At 71.4% G+C, this 14,501-nt stretch carries 16 protein-coding genes; 12 read left to right on the top strand and 4 right to left on the bottom strand.

Annotation, left to right across the window (positions count from 1 at the left end; genetic code table 11):
• Window positions 1-301 precede the first annotated feature (301 nt).
• The gene (locus ACIQWR_RS28135) at window positions 302-1,102 is read right to left on the bottom strand and encodes a hypothetical protein (protein ID WP_404014987.1); all 801 of its coding nucleotides are present in this window, start codon (window positions 1,100-1,102) and stop codon (window positions 302-304) included.
• Window positions 1,103-1,145: 43 nt separating this feature from the next.
• Complete coding sequence (locus tag ACIQWR_RS28130; protein ID WP_404014984.1) at window positions 1,146-1,655, bottom strand: SigE family RNA polymerase sigma factor; 510 nt, start codon at window positions 1,653-1,655, stop codon at window positions 1,146-1,148.
• Window positions 1,656-1,789: 134 nt separating this feature from the next.
• Here ACIQWR_RS28130 and ACIQWR_RS28125 point away from each other — a divergent pair, with 134 nt between their 5' ends.
• Window positions 1,790-2,566 (top strand): MBL fold metallo-hydrolase, encoded by a 777-nt coding sequence (locus ACIQWR_RS28125; RefSeq protein WP_404014982.1) that lies wholly within the window; start codon window positions 1,790-1,792, stop codon window positions 2,564-2,566.
• On the opposite strand, the gene ACIQWR_RS28120 is transcribed toward ACIQWR_RS28125, so the two are convergent.
• Window positions 2,563-3,789, bottom strand: a complete 1,227-nt coding sequence (locus tag ACIQWR_RS28120) for an MFS transporter (protein WP_404014979.1) — start codon at window positions 3,787-3,789, stop codon at window positions 2,563-2,565. The two genes, ACIQWR_RS28125 and ACIQWR_RS28120, sit on opposite strands and share 4 nt — an antisense overlap.
• A gap of 399 nt (window positions 3,790-4,188) precedes the next feature.
• Between ACIQWR_RS28120 and ACIQWR_RS28115 the strand changes: the two genes are divergently transcribed.
• The 10 genes from ACIQWR_RS28115 to ACIQWR_RS28070 all read left to right on the top strand — a co-directional run bounded on the left by ACIQWR_RS28115 (window position 4,189) and on the right by ACIQWR_RS28070 (window position 12,062).
• A complete protein-coding gene (locus tag ACIQWR_RS28115) occupies window positions 4,189-4,851 on the top strand; it encodes a DUF4360 domain-containing protein (RefSeq protein WP_404014976.1) in 663 nt (220 codons plus the stop codon).
• Window positions 4,852-4,889: 38 nt separating this feature from the next.
• A complete protein-coding gene (locus ACIQWR_RS28110; protein WP_404014973.1) occupies window positions 4,890-5,549 on the top strand; it encodes a DUF4360 domain-containing protein in 660 nt (219 codons plus the stop codon).
• A gap of 111 nt (window positions 5,550-5,660) precedes the next feature.
• Entirely contained in the window at window positions 5,661-6,509 is an 849-nt protein-coding gene (locus tag ACIQWR_RS28105) for a helix-turn-helix domain-containing protein (protein WP_404014970.1), read from the top strand.
• A complete protein-coding gene (locus ACIQWR_RS28100; protein WP_404014967.1) occupies window positions 6,469-6,801 on the top strand; it encodes a DUF397 domain-containing protein in 333 nt (110 codons plus the stop codon). The genes ACIQWR_RS28105 and ACIQWR_RS28100 overlap by 41 nt, the downstream gene beginning before the upstream one ends.
• Before the next feature lie 104 nt (window positions 6,802-6,905).
• Window positions 6,906-7,691: a 2-keto-4-pentenoate hydratase gene (locus ACIQWR_RS28095; protein ID WP_404014964.1), complete on the top strand. Its 786-nt coding sequence runs from the start codon at window positions 6,906-6,908 to the stop codon at window positions 7,689-7,691.
• A gap of 7 nt (window positions 7,692-7,698) precedes the next feature.
• Window positions 7,699-8,607, top strand: a complete 909-nt coding sequence (locus ACIQWR_RS28090) for an acetaldehyde dehydrogenase (acetylating) (RefSeq protein WP_404014962.1) — start codon at window positions 7,699-7,701, stop codon at window positions 8,605-8,607.
• A complete protein-coding gene (gene dmpG, locus ACIQWR_RS28085) occupies window positions 8,604-9,653 on the top strand; it encodes a 4-hydroxy-2-oxovalerate aldolase (RefSeq protein WP_404014959.1) in 1,050 nt (349 codons plus the stop codon). The genes ACIQWR_RS28090 and dmpG overlap by 4 nt, the downstream gene beginning before the upstream one ends.
• 12 nt (window positions 9,654-9,665) lie before the next feature.
• On the top strand, window positions 9,666-10,805 hold the full coding sequence (locus ACIQWR_RS28080; RefSeq protein ID WP_404014956.1) for a Rieske 2Fe-2S domain-containing protein: 1,140 nt from the start codon (window positions 9,666-9,668) through the stop codon (window positions 10,803-10,805).
• The gene (locus ACIQWR_RS28075; protein ID WP_404014954.1) at window positions 10,802-11,053 is read left to right on the top strand and encodes a hypothetical protein; all 252 of its coding nucleotides are present in this window, start codon (window positions 10,802-10,804) and stop codon (window positions 11,051-11,053) included. The genes ACIQWR_RS28080 and ACIQWR_RS28075 overlap by 4 nt, the downstream gene beginning before the upstream one ends.
• The gene (locus ACIQWR_RS28070; protein WP_404014951.1) at window positions 11,043-12,062 is read left to right on the top strand and encodes a 2Fe-2S iron-sulfur cluster-binding protein; all 1,020 of its coding nucleotides are present in this window, start codon (window positions 11,043-11,045) and stop codon (window positions 12,060-12,062) included. The genes ACIQWR_RS28075 and ACIQWR_RS28070 overlap by 11 nt, the downstream gene beginning before the upstream one ends.
• 120 nt (window positions 12,063-12,182) lie before the next feature.
• Here the strand turns inward: ACIQWR_RS28070 and ACIQWR_RS28065 are convergent, their stop codons facing one another.
• Window positions 12,183-13,064 (bottom strand): IclR family transcriptional regulator, encoded by an 882-nt coding sequence (locus tag ACIQWR_RS28065; RefSeq protein ID WP_404014948.1) that lies wholly within the window; start codon window positions 13,062-13,064, stop codon window positions 12,183-12,185.
• A gap of 267 nt (window positions 13,065-13,331) precedes the next feature.
• On the opposite strand from ACIQWR_RS28065, the gene hsaA reads away from it, so the two are divergent.
• A complete protein-coding gene (hsaA, locus tag ACIQWR_RS28060; protein WP_404014945.1) occupies window positions 13,332-14,501 on the top strand; it encodes a 3-hydroxy-9,10-secoandrosta-1,3,5(10)-triene-9,17-dione monooxygenase oxygenase subunit in 1,170 nt (389 codons plus the stop codon).

Raw genomic sequence — 14,501 nt, 5'->3', positions numbered from 1 at the left:
CTTCCGAGGGTGGTGAGATCACTCTGAAGGGAGACGGGGCTTTGAGGCGAAGTCCGCTGATCCTGGTGCTGCGGGTTGCGCGGAGAGAAGGTTCCTGACCCGGCCTCGGGTGCGTGGTCCGCGTTTGATGTGGGCGGCTCAACCCGGGTGGACCTCAAGTTCGGTGCTGGTTGCTTCGGTTCTCTCTGGGGTGGCCGCCATGATGGCGTTGAGATTCTTCGGTATAAGGCGAATGCGAATAGGCATCGATACGTCAGCTTTCGCCAGCGTTCGATGGGCCTGCCTGGCGTCGGGGGTGAGGTTAGCCGACCGCGCTCAGGATCGGGGTCCAGGTGGGGCTCGTGAGGGCGGTTACCGCCTGGGCTTCGGTGAGGGGGGGAGTGGGGCGGGTCGGCTTCGGGGTTTCGGGGGCTGTGCCGCCGCCCTTGCTGTTCCACTGGGTTAGTTGGAGTTGGGCGCCCGTGGATTTGATGGTCAGCGTTAGCGTCCAGCGTTGGGCGGAGCCTGGGGTGGGGTCGGCGGCGTTGCGTTCCGACATGACTACGGCTCCGCCTGGGGTGGTCGGGGTGTCCGGGAGTTCGGTCAGGGTGCAGGTGTCGCCCTTGGGGCGGGCGGGGGTGCGGTCGCAGGTGAGGCCGTCGCCGTCTCGGAGGGGGAGCTTTAGGCGGACCGCCGAGATGCCTACGAAGGCGGGGCCGTGGCCGTCGTCGAAGAGGAAGCCGCCGTTGGCGACGTAGCCGGCTGAGGGGTCCGCCGGGTTGTTGCTCTGGCCGCTCTGCTGGCTGTACTTGCCGCCGGGGAAGGTCTGTTGCAGGGCCTGGATCATTTGGTCGCCGGAGACCGCAGAGCGGGGGAGGGCCAGGGCTGCCGGTTCCATGTCGGAGCTGGGGGAGTGGATCCTGGCGAGGGCGTCGGGCAGGAGCAGGCCGCCGGCCGTGAGGACGGCGCAGGCGGCGGCGCCGGCCAGGATGCCCGCGTTGCGTCGTCGGCGCTGGTGGGTGCGCCCGCGGGCGATGGCGTCGTTCAGGAGCGGGGTGAGGTCGGGTTCGAGGGAGTCCGTGGTGCGGTTCAGGGCGTGGGCCAGGTCTGTTTCGAACGGCATGGTGGTCTCAGTTCTCCGTCGCTGGGGGAGTGGGGGCGGCTAGTTAGTGCGGGACCAGGTCCGAGAGGGATTCGCCCAGTAGGGCGCGGAGTCTGGTGAGGGCCCGGGTGCCCTGGGAGCGGATCGCGCTGTTGCTCAGCTTCAGGGTTCGGGCGGTTTCCTCGATGGTGTGGCCCTCCCAGTAGCGGAGGAGGAGTACCGCCCGTTCGCGGGGCGGGAGTTGGGCCAGTGCGTCCATCAAGGTGATGCGGAGGGCGGAGTCGGGGGCGCTGGAGTCAGCGCTGTCGGGGACGGTTCCGGTGGGGCGCTCGGCCGTGCTGCGGCGGCGCCGGAGGCTGAGGAACGTACGGACCAGGACGGTTTGGGCGTACGCCGCCGGGCTGTCCGCGCGGGACACTCGGCCCCAGTGCACGTAGAGCCGGCTGAAGGTCTCCTGGACCAGGTCCTCGGCGAGGTGGGCGTCGCCGGCCGCGAGGGTGTACGCCGAGCGGTAGAGGGCTTTCGACCGCGCGGTCACGAACTCCAGGTACGCGTCCTCCTGTGCTGATTTCACTCGGTTCCCGCCCGTTCGCTTGCGTCGCTTGCCTGGTGATCGCCGTGCATACCCTCTTGACTACGCGGGACGGCCGGATGTCGCGGAGAATTTTTGGGTGGTTGTGGAGCGGGGGGACTCCATACACTCCGCGGATGAGTAGTGATCTTCTTCGGCTGACCGTTCTGGGGTGTGCGACGCCGTATCCGAGCGTGGACAACCCTTGCTCCGGGTATCTGGTGGCCGCCGGTGACACCCGGGTGTGGGTGGATGCGGGGACTGGGACGCTGGCCCAGTTGCAACGGCATGTGCGGCTTGAGGATTTGGATGCGATCTGGATCTCGCATCTGCATGCCGATCACAGTGCTGATCTGCTCACCACTTACTACGCCGCCCTCTTCGCGGACGTGGAGCTCGCCGCCCCGATCCCGCTGTACGGTCCGCCGGGCATTGCCGACCGGCTGGCCCATTTCCTCACCAATACTGCGAGCCGCAGCCCGGTCGAAGCGGCCTTCGACGTGCATGAGTTGTACGACGGGCATCGGGTGCGGGTGGGTGAGTTGATGCTGACGTCCCGTGCGGTGGCGCACGGGATTCCGGCCTTCGGGCTTCGGGTCGAGGGTGGGGGCAGGTCGCTGGTCTACTCCGGGGATACGGCGCCGTGCGCCAACCTCACGCAGCTGGCCGAGCGGTGCGACGTGTTGTTGTGCGAGGCCGAGAGTGCACAGGCGCCGGCCGAGGGGGAGGGTGAGCAGGTGCACCACACGCCTGAGGATGCCGGGGATACGGCGAGTGCTGCGCGTGCGGGGCGGCTGATCGTCACGCACGTCGGGCGTTTCCTGAGTCCGGAGGAGGCCGTGGAGCGTGCCTCCGTTCGGTTTGAGGGTCCCGTTGAGTACGCCGCTCCCGGTGCCACCTTCTCGGTTGGTTAAGTCCGGTCTTCGGTCGGGGTTTTGGTCGGCTCGGTCGTGTCGGGGGTCTGCGGGCGGTCCTCGGTGCCGCCGCCCGTCAGGCAGCCGAGGGCCGCGCACGCGGCCACGGCCGCGGCGGTGACGATGAGGATGCGGTGGTCGACGAGGGGGAGCAGGGCGGCGCCCAGGGCCAGGAAGACGGCGTTCGGGGCGAGGAGGAGGGTGTTGGCGGTGGCCGCCACTCGCCCCAGGAGTTCGCTCGGGGTTTCGCGCTGTACGGCGGTCATGGCGGCGATGAGCGCGCACGGGAGGCCCAGCCCGATCATGGCGCTCGCGACCAGGGCGACCGGCGTGGACGGCACGGCGCGCAGGGCGACACCGAGCGCGAAGAGGAGGACTCCGGCGGCGGTGAAGACGCGTTCGGGCAGGCGGCGCAGCAGGGCGCCGGCGAGCAGGCCGCTCAGGACGGAGCCCACGCCCTGCGCGGCGTAGAGGACGCCGACGAAGGCGGGTGTGCGGTGCAGGCCCGAGTCCACGATGGCGTAGACGGAGGCGCCGTTGACGCCGGCCATGCCCATCGTGACGGCGCCGGTCAGGACCAGGCGCCGGAGGGTGGGGTGCGTGCGCAGGAAGCGGACGCCTTCGGAGACCTGGGCGGTCCAGGGCTGCCGCGCGGTGCGGGCCGGTGGGACTTCGCGGACCCGGATGAGGGTGAAGGCCGCGGCCGCGAGGACGAAGGTGGCCGCGTCCAGGAGCGCGACGCTCGGCCCGCCGAAGCGGAGGTAGAGGCCCGCTCCCAGCAGCGGGGCCAGGAGTTTCATGCCCTCGTTGGCTGTCAGGCGCAGGCCGTTGAAGTCGCCCCGCAGCTCCTCCGGGACGGCCGCGGCGACCAGCGCGGCCTCGGCCGCGTCCATCAGTACCGTGGAGGTGCCGTAGATGATCAGCACCGCGAACAGCAGCCAGATCCGGTCCTCCGAGTCGACGAGGACGAGGCAGGGCAGCAGGGCGGCCATGGCCAGATTGGACCAGATCAGCAGCGGCCGCCTGCGGACCCGGTCGGCGATCGTGCCGATGATCGGCCCGAAGAGCATCGGAGCCCACACACAGAACGTGGTCAGGGCCGCCAGGCTGTCCGATCCGGTGATCGACTTGGCCCACACCCCCGCCGCGAGGGACATCGCCGAGCTGCCGAAGCCCGACACCACCACACCGGTGAGGTAGAACCCCACGTTCCGGTCACGCATGACGCGACCCCCGCCCCAGCCCATGCGAACCCTCCTCGTGCGGATGGAAGCCCCAACTCCCCTTCTGCGAGGTGGGCTTGAGCTTCTGACTCTCTGCGGATTGATGGTACGAGGATCACCGCGCGCGCTGAGTGAGTGGGCGGCCGATCGCCGCGTCGGGGCTTCGTGGGGGATCCGGACATCCTGGGGAGGGTGGGCCGGGGCGGGCCGTCGTACGTCGCCTGATGGGGGTGTCGGGTGGGGGAGCGGAGGGATGGGTTCCGGCCAGTTGGTGGTGTGGTGGGGGTGTTGTCCGTATCACGTCCTTACCGGGGGCCTGGGGGAGTGGTGGCATGTGCATGCTCAAGCCGGATCCGGATTGCGGATCCGGGTTCGTAGCTACCGGACGGAGTACCGGACATGAACCTGCGTAGATGTGGCCTCGGGGCCGCGGCCCTGACCCTGACGGCCGTCGCCGTCCCCACCGCCACCGCCCATGCGGACAGTGCGTACGGCGCGTACGTACCTCCGGGTCGGGTCACCGTGGAGGTGGTCGGGGCCAATGGTTCCGGGTGTCCCGCGGGGACGGCTGATGTCGCCGCGGCCCCCGACAACACCGCCTTCACCGTCACCTACAGCGATTACCTGGCTCAGGCCGGGGCGGGGGCCGGGGGGACGGACTTCCGGAAGAACTGCCAGCTCGCGCTGCGGGTGCACGTGCCGCAGGGGTTCACCTACGCCATCGCGCGCGCCGACTACCGCGGCTTCGCCAGCCTCCAGCGCGGGGCGTACGGGCAGGAGCGCGCCGGCTACTACTTCCAGGGCCAGTCGCAGACCGCCCGCACCACCCACCAGTTCAGCGGCCCGTACGGGGACAACTGGCAGGCCAGCGACCAGACCGGCTACGCGGACCTGGTCTGGGCCGCCTGCGGCGAGGACAAGATCCTCAACGTCAACACCGAACTGCGCGTCTACGCGGGCTCGTCCAGTCCCCAGAGCACGAGCTTCATGAGCATGGACTCGACGGACGGCAGCGTGAACACGGTCTACCACTTCGAGTGGAAGCAGTGTCCGGCCGCCTGACCCCTGCCCCACCCCTCGAACGGTCAGGAGCGACAACGATGTCTCTTCCCCTGTCCCGAACCCTGCTCGCCGTCGGCGCGACCGCCGCCCTCCTCGCCACCGCCGCCCCCGCCCAGGCGGGTCCCATCACCGTCCCGCCGGACAAGATCGTGATCGAGCTCGCCACCGTCAACGGCTCCGGTTGCCGAGAGGGGACGGCGCAGGTCGCCGTCGCGCCCGACAACACGGCCTTCACGGTGACCTACAGCGAGTACCTCGCCCAGGTCGGCCCCGGCGCCCCTCCCACCGCCTTCCGCAAGAACTGTCAGCTCAACCTGCGCGTACACGTCCCGAACGGCTTCACCTACGCCATCGTCCAGGCCGACTACCGCGGCTTCGGCAGCCTCCAGCGCGGGGCCACCGGCCAGGAACGGGCGGGCTACTACTTCCAGGGCATGCCGCAGACGACGCAGCGGACCCATTCGTTCACCGGGCCGCTCGACGACAACTGGCAGACGACGGACAAGACCGAGTACGCCGACCTGGTCTGGGCGCCGTGCGGTGAGCAGCGCAACTTCAACATCAATACGGAGCTGCGCGTGAGCGCCGGTACGTCGGCCCCGGGCACGACCAGCTTCATGGCCATGGACTCGACCGACGCCAGCGTGAACACCCTGTACCACCTGGCCTGGCAGGTCTGTCCGACCCCGAGGAAGTAGCCCGTGCGTGGGCGGTTGCCCCGTTTTCGGTACCGGGGTGCGGTCGGCTCGCTACGCTCGGTCGCCGACCGGAACGTGCGCCGCACGGCGCGTACTTGGGGGTGACCGCCCATGGTCCACATCCGTGACCTCGATCCCAGCGCCTCCCCGCTGGACTACTACGGAGCGGAGTTGCGGAGCCGCCGGGTGACCGCCGGGCTGAAGCAAGCGCAGCTCGGCGACATCATCTACTGCACCGGCTCCTTGATCGGCCAGATCGAGACGGCCCGCAAGGTCCCGACCCGCGACTTCTCGGAGCGCGTGGACGCTGCGCTGGGCACGGACGGCCAGTTCAGCCGCCTGGTGGGTCTGGTGCTACGGAGCCAGTTGCCGCACTGGTTCCAGGCGTACGCCGAGATGGAGGCCCGGGCGGAGTACATCTCCACGTATCAGGCCCAGGTGGTGTACGGCTTGTTGCAGACCGAGGCCTATGCGCGCGCGGTGCTGAGCGCCGACAACCCGAAGAACCTCGATGAACTCGTGGCAGCCCGACTGGATCGCCAGCTCATCCTGGGGCGCGGGTGCCCGCCCGCCGTGTGGGTCGTGCTGGACGAGGCGGCGCTGCTTCGGGAGGTCGGGGGCCGGGAGGTCATGCGGGACCAGCTCCTCCACCTGCTGAGCTTCCGTGAGCGGCAGTGGGTGCAGATCCAGATCCTCCCGTTCTCCGCTGGGCAACACACGGCGACTCGGGGGTCGTTTAACCTCTTGCGCTTCGACGACGACCCAGATCTCTTCTATGCCGAGAGCTACGACATCGGGCACATGACCGCCAACCCGCAAGTGATCAAGGAGCGTTCGTTCGGATACGCTCGCTTGCAGGCCGACGCGCTCTCAGTGGAGGACTCGGCGGCACTCATTGCCCGAGTAGTGGAGGAGCGCTATGGATACCGCCCAGGAACTGAAGGGCGCGCGGTGGCGTAAGGCTTCGTACAGCGGCTCCGGTGGCGGCGACTGCGTCGAGTGCGCTCCCCTCGGCGTCGCCGCTTGGCGTAAGTCCTCCTACAGCGGCAGCAGCGGCGGCGAGTGCGTCGAATGCGCCCCTCTGGGCGCTGCCGTCTGGCGCAAGGCTTCCTACAGCGGAGGCACCGGCGGCGACTGTGTCGAGGTCGCCCCCCAGCCCTGCCAGGTCGCCGTCCGGGATTCCAAGGTCCCCGACGGCCCCGTCTTCACCGTCGGCCGGGTCGCCTTCGCGGCCTTCGTCGGGGCGCTCTAGCCATCCGGAGCCCGCGTTCCCGCTGAGCGGGAACGCGGGCTCCCGCCCCCGCCCGCCCCGCGCCTACCGTCTGCGGCACCACACCACCGCAGCCGGGAGGCACCATGCTCGACGATCGGCTCCGGCGCGAGGCCGCGGGCCTGCTGCGCACGGCGGAGCTGCGGCGGGAGCCCGTACGGCCGCTGAGCGAGACGTACCCGGGGATCGGTACGGGCGACGCGTACGAGATCCAGCTCCACAACATCGGCCTGCGCACCGCGCGCGACGGCGCCCGCGTCACCGGGCACAAGGTCGGGCTCTCGTCCCCCGTCATGCAGGCCATGATGGGCGTCGACGAGCCCGATTACGGGCACCTCCTCGACGTCATGGAGCTGCGCTCCGACGTCCCCGTCCCGCTCGCCGCCTACTGCGCGCCCCGCGTCGAGGTCGAGGTCGGCTTCGTGCTCGGCGCCGACCTGCCGGGGGAGGGCTGCACGGAGGCGGACGTACTGGCCGCCACCGAACGCGTCGTACCGGCCCTGGAGTTGATCGACAGCCGGATCGCGGACTGGCGGATCACCATCGCCGACACGATCGCCGACAACGCCTCCTCCGCCGGGTACGTGATCGGCGAGGGGCGCGATCCGCGCGAGTTGGACATCAGGGCGATCGAGGCCCGGCTGGACGAGGACGGCGACCTGCTCGCCACCGGGCGCGCCGACGCCGTGCTCGGCGATCCCGCCACCGCCGTCGCCTGGTTGGCCCGTACGGTCGCCCGCTTCGGCGTACCGCTGCGCAAGGGGCACCTCGTCCTGCCCGGGTCCTGCACCCGCGCCGTGGACGTGCGCGCCGGGCGGACGTACACCGCCGACTTCACCGGGCTCGGCCCGGTCTCGCTCTCCTTCTGCTGAGGTGATCATGACCAAGAACACGGCTAAGAAGGCCACCGCGGCCATCGTCGGCTCCGGGAACATCGGCACCGACCTGCTCTACAAGCTCCAGGGCTCCCCGCACATCGAGCCCCGCTGGATGGTCGGCGTCGACCCCGACAGCGAGGGCCTCGCGCGGGCCCGCCGGGCCGGGCTCGACGTCTCGCACAGAGGGGTCGACTGGCTGCTGGACCAGGGCGAGCTGCCCGATCTGGTCTTCGAGGCCACCTCCGCCTACGTGCACCGGGCCAACGCCCCGCGCTACGCCGAGTTGGGGATCAAGGCCGTCGACCTGACCCCGGCCGCCGTAGGGCCCGCCGTGGTGCCGCCCGCGAACCTCACGGCCCACCTGGACCGGAACAACGTCAACATGATCACCTGCGGGGGCCAGGCCACCATCCCCATGGTGTACGCCGTGTCGCGGGTCGTTCCGGTGGCCTACGCCGAGATCGTCGCGTCGGTGGCTTCCGTGTCGGCGGGGCCGGGGACCCGGGCCAACATCGACGAGTTCACCCGGACCACCGCCCGTGGCATCGAGGAGATCGGCGGCGCCGTGCGCGGCAAGGCCATCATCATCCTCAACCCGGCGGATCCGCCCGTGATCATGCGCGACACCGTCTTCTGCGCGATCCCCGAAGACGCCGACCGGGACGCGATCACCGCCTCGATCGAGCAGGTCGCGGCGGACGTGGCGACGTACGTGCCCGGCTACCGGCTGCGCGCCGAGCCGCAGTACGACGATCCGTCCCCGCTGAGCGGCGGGACGGCCAGGGTCGCGGTCTTCCTGGAGGTGGAGGGCGCGGGCGACTACCTGCCGCCCTACGCCGGCAACCTCGACATCATGACCGCCGCCGCCACCAAGGTCGGCGAGGAGTTCGCCAAGGAGATGCGCGCGTGACCACCACCTACTCCGACGCCCTCGACATCCGGATCACCGACTCCTCGCTGCGCGACGGTTCGCACGCCAAGCGGCACCAGTTCACGGGCGAGGACGTGCGGTCGATCGTCGCCGCCCTCGACGGCGCGGGCGTCCCCGTCATCGAGGTGACGCACGGGGACGGGCTGGGCGGATCGTCGTTCAACTACGGCTTCTCCCGCACCCCCGAGCAGGACCTCATCAAGATCGCGGCGGAGACGGCGCGGCGCGCGAAGATCGCCTTCCTGATGTTGCCGGGGCTGGGCGTCAAGGACGACATCCGGGCCGCGCACGCCAACGGCGGCTCCGTCTGCCGGATCGCCACCCACTGCACCGAGGCCGACATCGCGGTCCAACACTTCGGGCTGGCGCGCGAGATGGGCCTGGAGACCGTCGGCTTCCTGATGATGGCGCACTCCACCACCCCGGAGGAGCTGGCCCGCCAGGCCCGGATCATGGCGGACGCGGGTTGCCAGTGCGTGTACGTCGTCGACTCGGCCGGTGCCATGGTCATGGACCAGGTCACCGACCGGGTCGCGGCCCTGGTCGCCGAGCTGGGCGGTGACGCGCAGGTCGGCTTCCACGGCCACGAGAACCTCGGTCTGGGCGTGGGCAATTCGGTGGCCGCCGTGCGCGCCGGGGCGCTCCAGATCGACGGTTCGACCCGGCGGCTCGGCGCGGGCGCGGGCAACACCCCGGTCGAGGCCTTCGCCGCGGTCTGCGAGCGGATGGGGATCCGGACCGGGATCGACGTACTGAAGATCATCGACGCGGCCGAGGACGTGGTGCGGCCCGTCATGGACGAGGAGTGCACGCTCGACCGGATGGCGCTGCTCATGGGGCACGCCGGGGTCTACTCCAGCTTCCTCAAGCACGCCTACCGGCAGGCGGAGCGCTACGGCGTCTCCGGCGCCGACATCCTCCTGCGCGCGGGTGCGCGCCGCCTGGTCGGCGGCCAGGAGGACCAGCTCATCGACATCGCCGTCGAACTCGCGGCCGAACGCGTGGCCACCCAGGCCCGGAAGTAAGGAGCACCCCTCATGACGACTGCTGAAGCACCGGACGAGGTCAGGGTCATCGAGGCGGCCGCCGTGCCGACCCGGTTCGCCCGCGGGTGGCACTGCCTGGGGCTGGCCGCGGACTTCAAGGACGGGGCCCCGCACGAGGTGGCCGCCTTCGGCACCAAGCTCGTGGTCTTCCAGGGGGCGGAGGACGGCGAGCTGCACGTCCTGAACGCCCACTGCCCGCACATGGGCGGCAATCTGGCCCACGGCAGCGTGAAGGGCGACACCGTCGCCTGCCCCTTCCACGACTGGCGTTGGAGCGGCGACGGCCGCTGCGCCGCGATCCCCTACGCCCGCCGGGTCCCGCCGCGCGCCCGCACCCGGGCCTGGACCGTGTTGGAGCGCAACGCGCAGCTGTACGTGTGGCACGACCCGGAGGGCGCCGAGCCGCCGGCCGGGATCACGATCCCGGAGATCGAGGGGGTCGGCAGTGCGGAGTGGAGCGCGTGGAGCTGGAACTCGCTGCGCGTGGAGAACGCCAACTGCCGCGAGATCGTGGACAACGTGGTCGACATGGCGCACTTCTACTACGTGCACTACGCCTTCCCGCACTACTTCAAGAACGTCTTCGACGGGCACGTGGCCACCCAGTACATGGAGTCCACCCCGCGCGGCGACGTGGACCTCGGCACCCTCTCCACCGGCGGCGGGCTGCGCTCCGACGCCTCCTACCACGGCCCCTCGTACATGATCGACAAGCTGTGGAGCGATGTGGGCGGGGGCGTCGAGCTGGAGTCGGTGCTGATCAACTGCCACTACCCGGTGGACGAGAACAGCTTCGTGCTCATGTACGGCACCATCGTCAGGAAGCTCCCCGGGATGACCGACGAGCAGGCCGCCGAGGCCGCGCGGCTGACCTCCGAGGGGCTGGCGGTCGGCTTCGAGCAGGACGTGGAGATCTGGCGGAACAAGACCCGCATCGACAACCCGCTGCTGACGGAGGAGGACGGACCGGTCTACCAACTGCGTCGGTGGTACGAGCAGTTCTACGTGGATGCGGCCGAGGTCACGGACGAGATGGTGCGGCGCTTCGAGTTCGAGATCGACACCACGCGCGCCACCGAGGCGTGGCGGGCCGAGGTCGCCGAGAACCTCGCCCGGCGGGCCGGGGCGTGATGGTCACCGGCGCGACGCCCGTGGTGTGCGGGGAGTGCGGGAACCGGGTGCTGTGCGAGAAGTTCAGCCCCGCCCACACCCAGGTGGAGTGGGCGGGGGAGGGCGCCGCGCTCTGCCCGCGGATCGGGGCGCCGGCCGCCGCGGCCGGGGTTCCGGGCGCCCGTACGCACTCCTGCCCGGCGCTGCGCGCGAGCATCGAACGAGCGGTTTCCACAGGCTTGTTGGAGGTGCCGGCCGATGTCCGATGAGCTGTGGCTGCGCGTGGTGGAGCGGGTCCAGGAGACGCCGGACGCGGTGTCGCTGGTCCTGGAGGCGCGGGGGCGCGGGGCCGTGCCGTACCGGCCGGGGCAGTTCCTGACCCTGCGGGTGCCCGGGGGCGGGGCCCGCTGCTATTCGCTGGCCGGGTCCCCGTACACCGGGGAGCCGCTGCGGATCACGGTCAAGAAGGTGCCCGGCGGGCTCGGTTCCGCCTGGGTCTGCGAGCAGCTGGCCCCCGGGGACGAGGTCCGGGCGCTGCCTCCCGCGGGCAGCTTCACCCCGGCCGACCTGGACCGGGAGCTGCTGCTGGTGGCGGGCGGCAGCGGGATCACCCCGCTGCTGTCCATCGCGAAGTCCGCGCTGGCGGTGGGCCGGGAGCGGGTCACCCTGCTCTACGCGAACCGGGACCCGGAGTCGGTGGCGCTCGCCGGTGAGCTGCGCGAGCTGGTGGCCGCGCACCCCGGGCGCCTCGCCGTCGTGCACTGGCTGGAGTGCCTCCAGGGGCTGCCGACCGCGGACCGGCTGGCGCCGCTGGTGGCCCCGTACCCGGCGGCCGAGGCCTACTTGTGCGGGCCCGCGCCGCTGATGGACGCGGCGGAGGCGGCCCTGCGGGCGGGCGGAGACGGCGCCCGCGGCATCCACCGGGAGCGGTACTTCTCCCTCTCCGGGGACGTGTTCGCGGAGCAGCGGCCCCTGCGCGCCGGCTCCGGGCCGGGGGCCATCGCCGAGGTGGACCTCGACGGGGTCACCCACGCCGTGGACTGGGCGCCGGACGCCCCGCTGCTGGACGCGCTGCTCGCGGCGGGCGTGCCGGCGCCGTACTCCTGCCGCGAGGGCGCGTGCAGCGCCTGTTGCTGCCGGGTGGTGGAGGGCGAGGTGAAGATGGTCCGCAACGAGGTCCTGGACGAGGCGGACCTGGCCGAGGGATACGTCCTGGCCTGCCAGGCACTGCCCCTGGGCCCGCCCGGCACCCGCATCCGGATCAGCTACGCGGGCTGACGGCGCGGCGGCCCGAACAGCCCGAGCAGCCCGAATAACGGACCGCAAAACGGACCGGACCCGGCCCCCTGGCGGGGGGTCGGGGCCGGTCCTTCTCGTGCGCTGCGGTATGACTACCCGCTACATCCACTCGCTGAACCGCAGCCAACCCATCATGTTGTCCATCGTTTCTTCCGGGACCCCCGGCCGTTGGTCCGGGGGCGGCGCGGAGCGGCCCGCGCGCCCGGGTCCGTACAGCTCCCGCCACACCGACCGCGCGCAGGCCAGCACCAGCGGACCCAGGCGGGCGTGCTCGCGTTCGCCCTGGTGCGAGTCGGTCGGGGAGGGCGCGGACACCGATATCGCGGCCACCGCACGACCCGCGCCCCGCAGCGGCGCGGCCACGCAGGAGATCCCGCGGAAACTCTCCTCCCGGTCGTGGGCCACTCCGTGCTCCCGGACCGCCGCCAGCTCCGCGCGCAGCGCCGCGGGGCGGGTCAGGGTGTGCGCGGTGCGCGGGCGCAGGCCCTGCGCCAGTACGTGCTCCAGCGCGCCCGGGTCGCCGAAGGCGAGGAGGGCCTTGCCGGAGGCGGTGCAGTGCGCGGGCAGCCGCCCGCCGACCCGCGAGGGCACGCCCGCGGCCTCCGCGCCGCCGATCCGCTCCAGGCACACCACCTCGGCGCCGTCGAGCACCGACAGGTGCACGACCTGCCCGGTCCGTTCGTGCAGCGCGTGCAGCAGCGGCAGGGCGGCCCGGCGCAGCCGGTTGTGGTGCGAGGCGAGCGCGCCCAGCTCCAGCATCCGCATGCCCATCCGGTAGTCCCGACCCTCCCGGTCCAGCCACCGCAGCCCGACCAGCTGGTCGAGGATGCGGTGGGCGGAGGAGCGCGGGATGCCGGAGCGGCGCACCACTTCGGTGAGCGAGAGCCGGGGCTGTGGACCTTCGAAGGCACCCAGCACCCGCGCCGCCTTCTCCAGCAGCGACAGCGGTACCGGGTCCGTCTCCATGACCTGGTCGAGCACGAGGAACCCCCTGCGTGAGGCCTGCCTCAGGCCTGTGTGAGGCGTTGGGGCGACCCTGCCACGGGCCCCCGGACGCGGGGAAGGACCCGGACACAGTTATTTCAATCAGTAATACTTCGGGCAGTCATCTTCGGCCTTCCCGCTCAGTGGGAAGCGCGCGTTCCGTGCCCCGCGGGCCCCGGCGTACGTTCCTCGCCATCCGATCCGGAGCACCAGTGGAATTCCGGAGCACCGGAGAAATCCGGGCACCAGAGAAATGGGGACACCATGAGTGACGAAGAGGTCCTCGCAGCCGTCCGCGACCTCGCCCCCGCCCTGCGCGAGCGCGCCGCCGAGGCCGAGGCCCTGCGGAAGGTCCCCGAAGCGAACGTCAAGGAGCTGGAGGCCACCGGCTTCTTCCGGCTCCTGCAACCCCGCGCCTACGGCGGGTACGCCGCGCGCCCGGGAGTCTTCTACGCCGCTGTCAAGGAGGTGGCCAAGGCCTGCGGGTCCACCGGCTGGGTGTCCTCCGTCGTCGGCGTCCACCCCTGGCACGTCGCGCTGTACGACCCCCGCGCCCAGGAGGAGGTCTGGGGTGCGGACCGGGCCGCCCGGATCTGCTCCTCCTACGCCCCCACCGGCAAGGTCACCCCCGTCGAGGGCGGGTTCACGATCAGCGGCCGCTGGCACTTCTCCTCCGGCTGCGACCACGCCGACTGGGCCCTGCTCGGCGGTCTGGTCACCGACGCCGAGGGCCGGCCCGTGGACATGCGGACCTTCCTGGTGCCGCGCGCCCAGTACCGGATCGACGAGGTCTGGGACACCGTCGGCCTGCGCGGCTCCGGTTCCAACGACATCGTCGTCGAGGACGTCTTCGTCCCCGAGCACCGCGCGCTGAGCTTCGGCCCGGTCACCGCCCTCCAGGTGCCCGGCCACGCCGTCAACCCGGAGCCCGTCTACCGGCTCCCCTACGCCTCCGTCTTCACCACCACCATCTCCGCGCCCATCGTCGGCATCGCCGAAGGGGCCTACGAGGCCCACGTCGCCGCCACCCGTGAACGCTTCCGGATCTCCTACGGCCAGCAGGTCGCCGAGGACCCCTTCGCCCAGGTCCGCATCGCCCGCGCCGCCAGCGACGTAGACGCCTCCTGGCTCCAGCTCCAGCGCAACATCGCCGAGCTGTACGAACTGGCCGAGCGGGGCGCGGAGCTGCCGCTGGCGCTGCGCGCCCGCACCCGGCGCGACCAGGTCCTCGCCACCGAGCGCTGCGTGGCCGCCGTCGACCTCCTGATGGAGAACGCGGGCGGCAGCGCCATGCGCACCGGCCCCGGCGCCGTCCAACGGGCCTGGCGCGACGTCCACACCGGCCGCGGACACGCCGCCAACGACCCCGAGCGGGCCCTCGTCCTCTTCGGGCAGAGCGCCCTCGGCCTCGACATCCAGGACACGATGCTGTGA

The organism is Streptomyces sp. NPDC098789, from assembly GCF_044759975.1.
In the GTDB taxonomy this organism is placed as follows: domain Bacteria; phylum Actinomycetota; class Actinomycetes; order Streptomycetales; family Streptomycetaceae; genus Streptomyces.
Note: the sequence above shows the minus strand (reverse complement) of the source record. Positions and strands in the feature narration are given on the sequence as shown.

Excerpts from the sequence above, each read along its gene's own strand:
- ACIQWR_RS28105 (WP_404014970.1), top strand. The coding sequence starts at position 5,661 with ATGGTCCACATCCGTGACCTCGATCCCAGCGCCTCCCCGCTGGACTAC.
- ACIQWR_RS28120 (WP_404014979.1), bottom strand. The coding sequence starts at position 3,789 with ATGCGTGACCGGAACGTGGGGTTCTACCTCACCGGTGTGGTGGTGTCG.
- ACIQWR_RS28090 (WP_404014962.1), top strand. The coding sequence starts at position 7,699 with ATGACCAAGAACACGGCTAAGAAGGCCACCGCGGCCATCGTCGGCTCC.
- ACIQWR_RS28070 (WP_404014951.1), top strand. The coding sequence starts at position 11,043 with ATGTCCGATGAGCTGTGGCTGCGCGTGGTGGAGCGGGTCCAGGAGACG.
- ACIQWR_RS28080 (WP_404014956.1), top strand. The coding sequence starts at position 9,666 with ATGACGACTGCTGAAGCACCGGACGAGGTCAGGGTCATCGAGGCGGCC.
- ACIQWR_RS28095 (WP_404014964.1), top strand. The coding sequence starts at position 6,906 with ATGCTCGACGATCGGCTCCGGCGCGAGGCCGCGGGCCTGCTGCGCACG.
- ACIQWR_RS28115 (WP_404014976.1), top strand. The coding sequence starts at position 4,189 with ATGAACCTGCGTAGATGTGGCCTCGGGGCCGCGGCCCTGACCCTGACG.
- hsaA (WP_404014945.1), top strand. The coding sequence starts at position 13,332 with ATGAGTGACGAAGAGGTCCTCGCAGCCGTCCGCGACCTCGCCCCCGCC.
- ACIQWR_RS28125 (WP_404014982.1), top strand. The coding sequence starts at position 1,790 with ATGAGTAGTGATCTTCTTCGGCTGACCGTTCTGGGGTGTGCGACGCCG.
- ACIQWR_RS28135 (WP_404014987.1), bottom strand. The coding sequence starts at position 1,102 with ATGCCGTTCGAAACAGACCTGGCCCACGCCCTGAACCGCACCACGGAC.
- ACIQWR_RS28110 (WP_404014973.1), top strand. The coding sequence starts at position 4,890 with ATGTCTCTTCCCCTGTCCCGAACCCTGCTCGCCGTCGGCGCGACCGCC.
- ACIQWR_RS28100 (WP_404014967.1), top strand. The coding sequence starts at position 6,469 with ATGGATACCGCCCAGGAACTGAAGGGCGCGCGGTGGCGTAAGGCTTCG.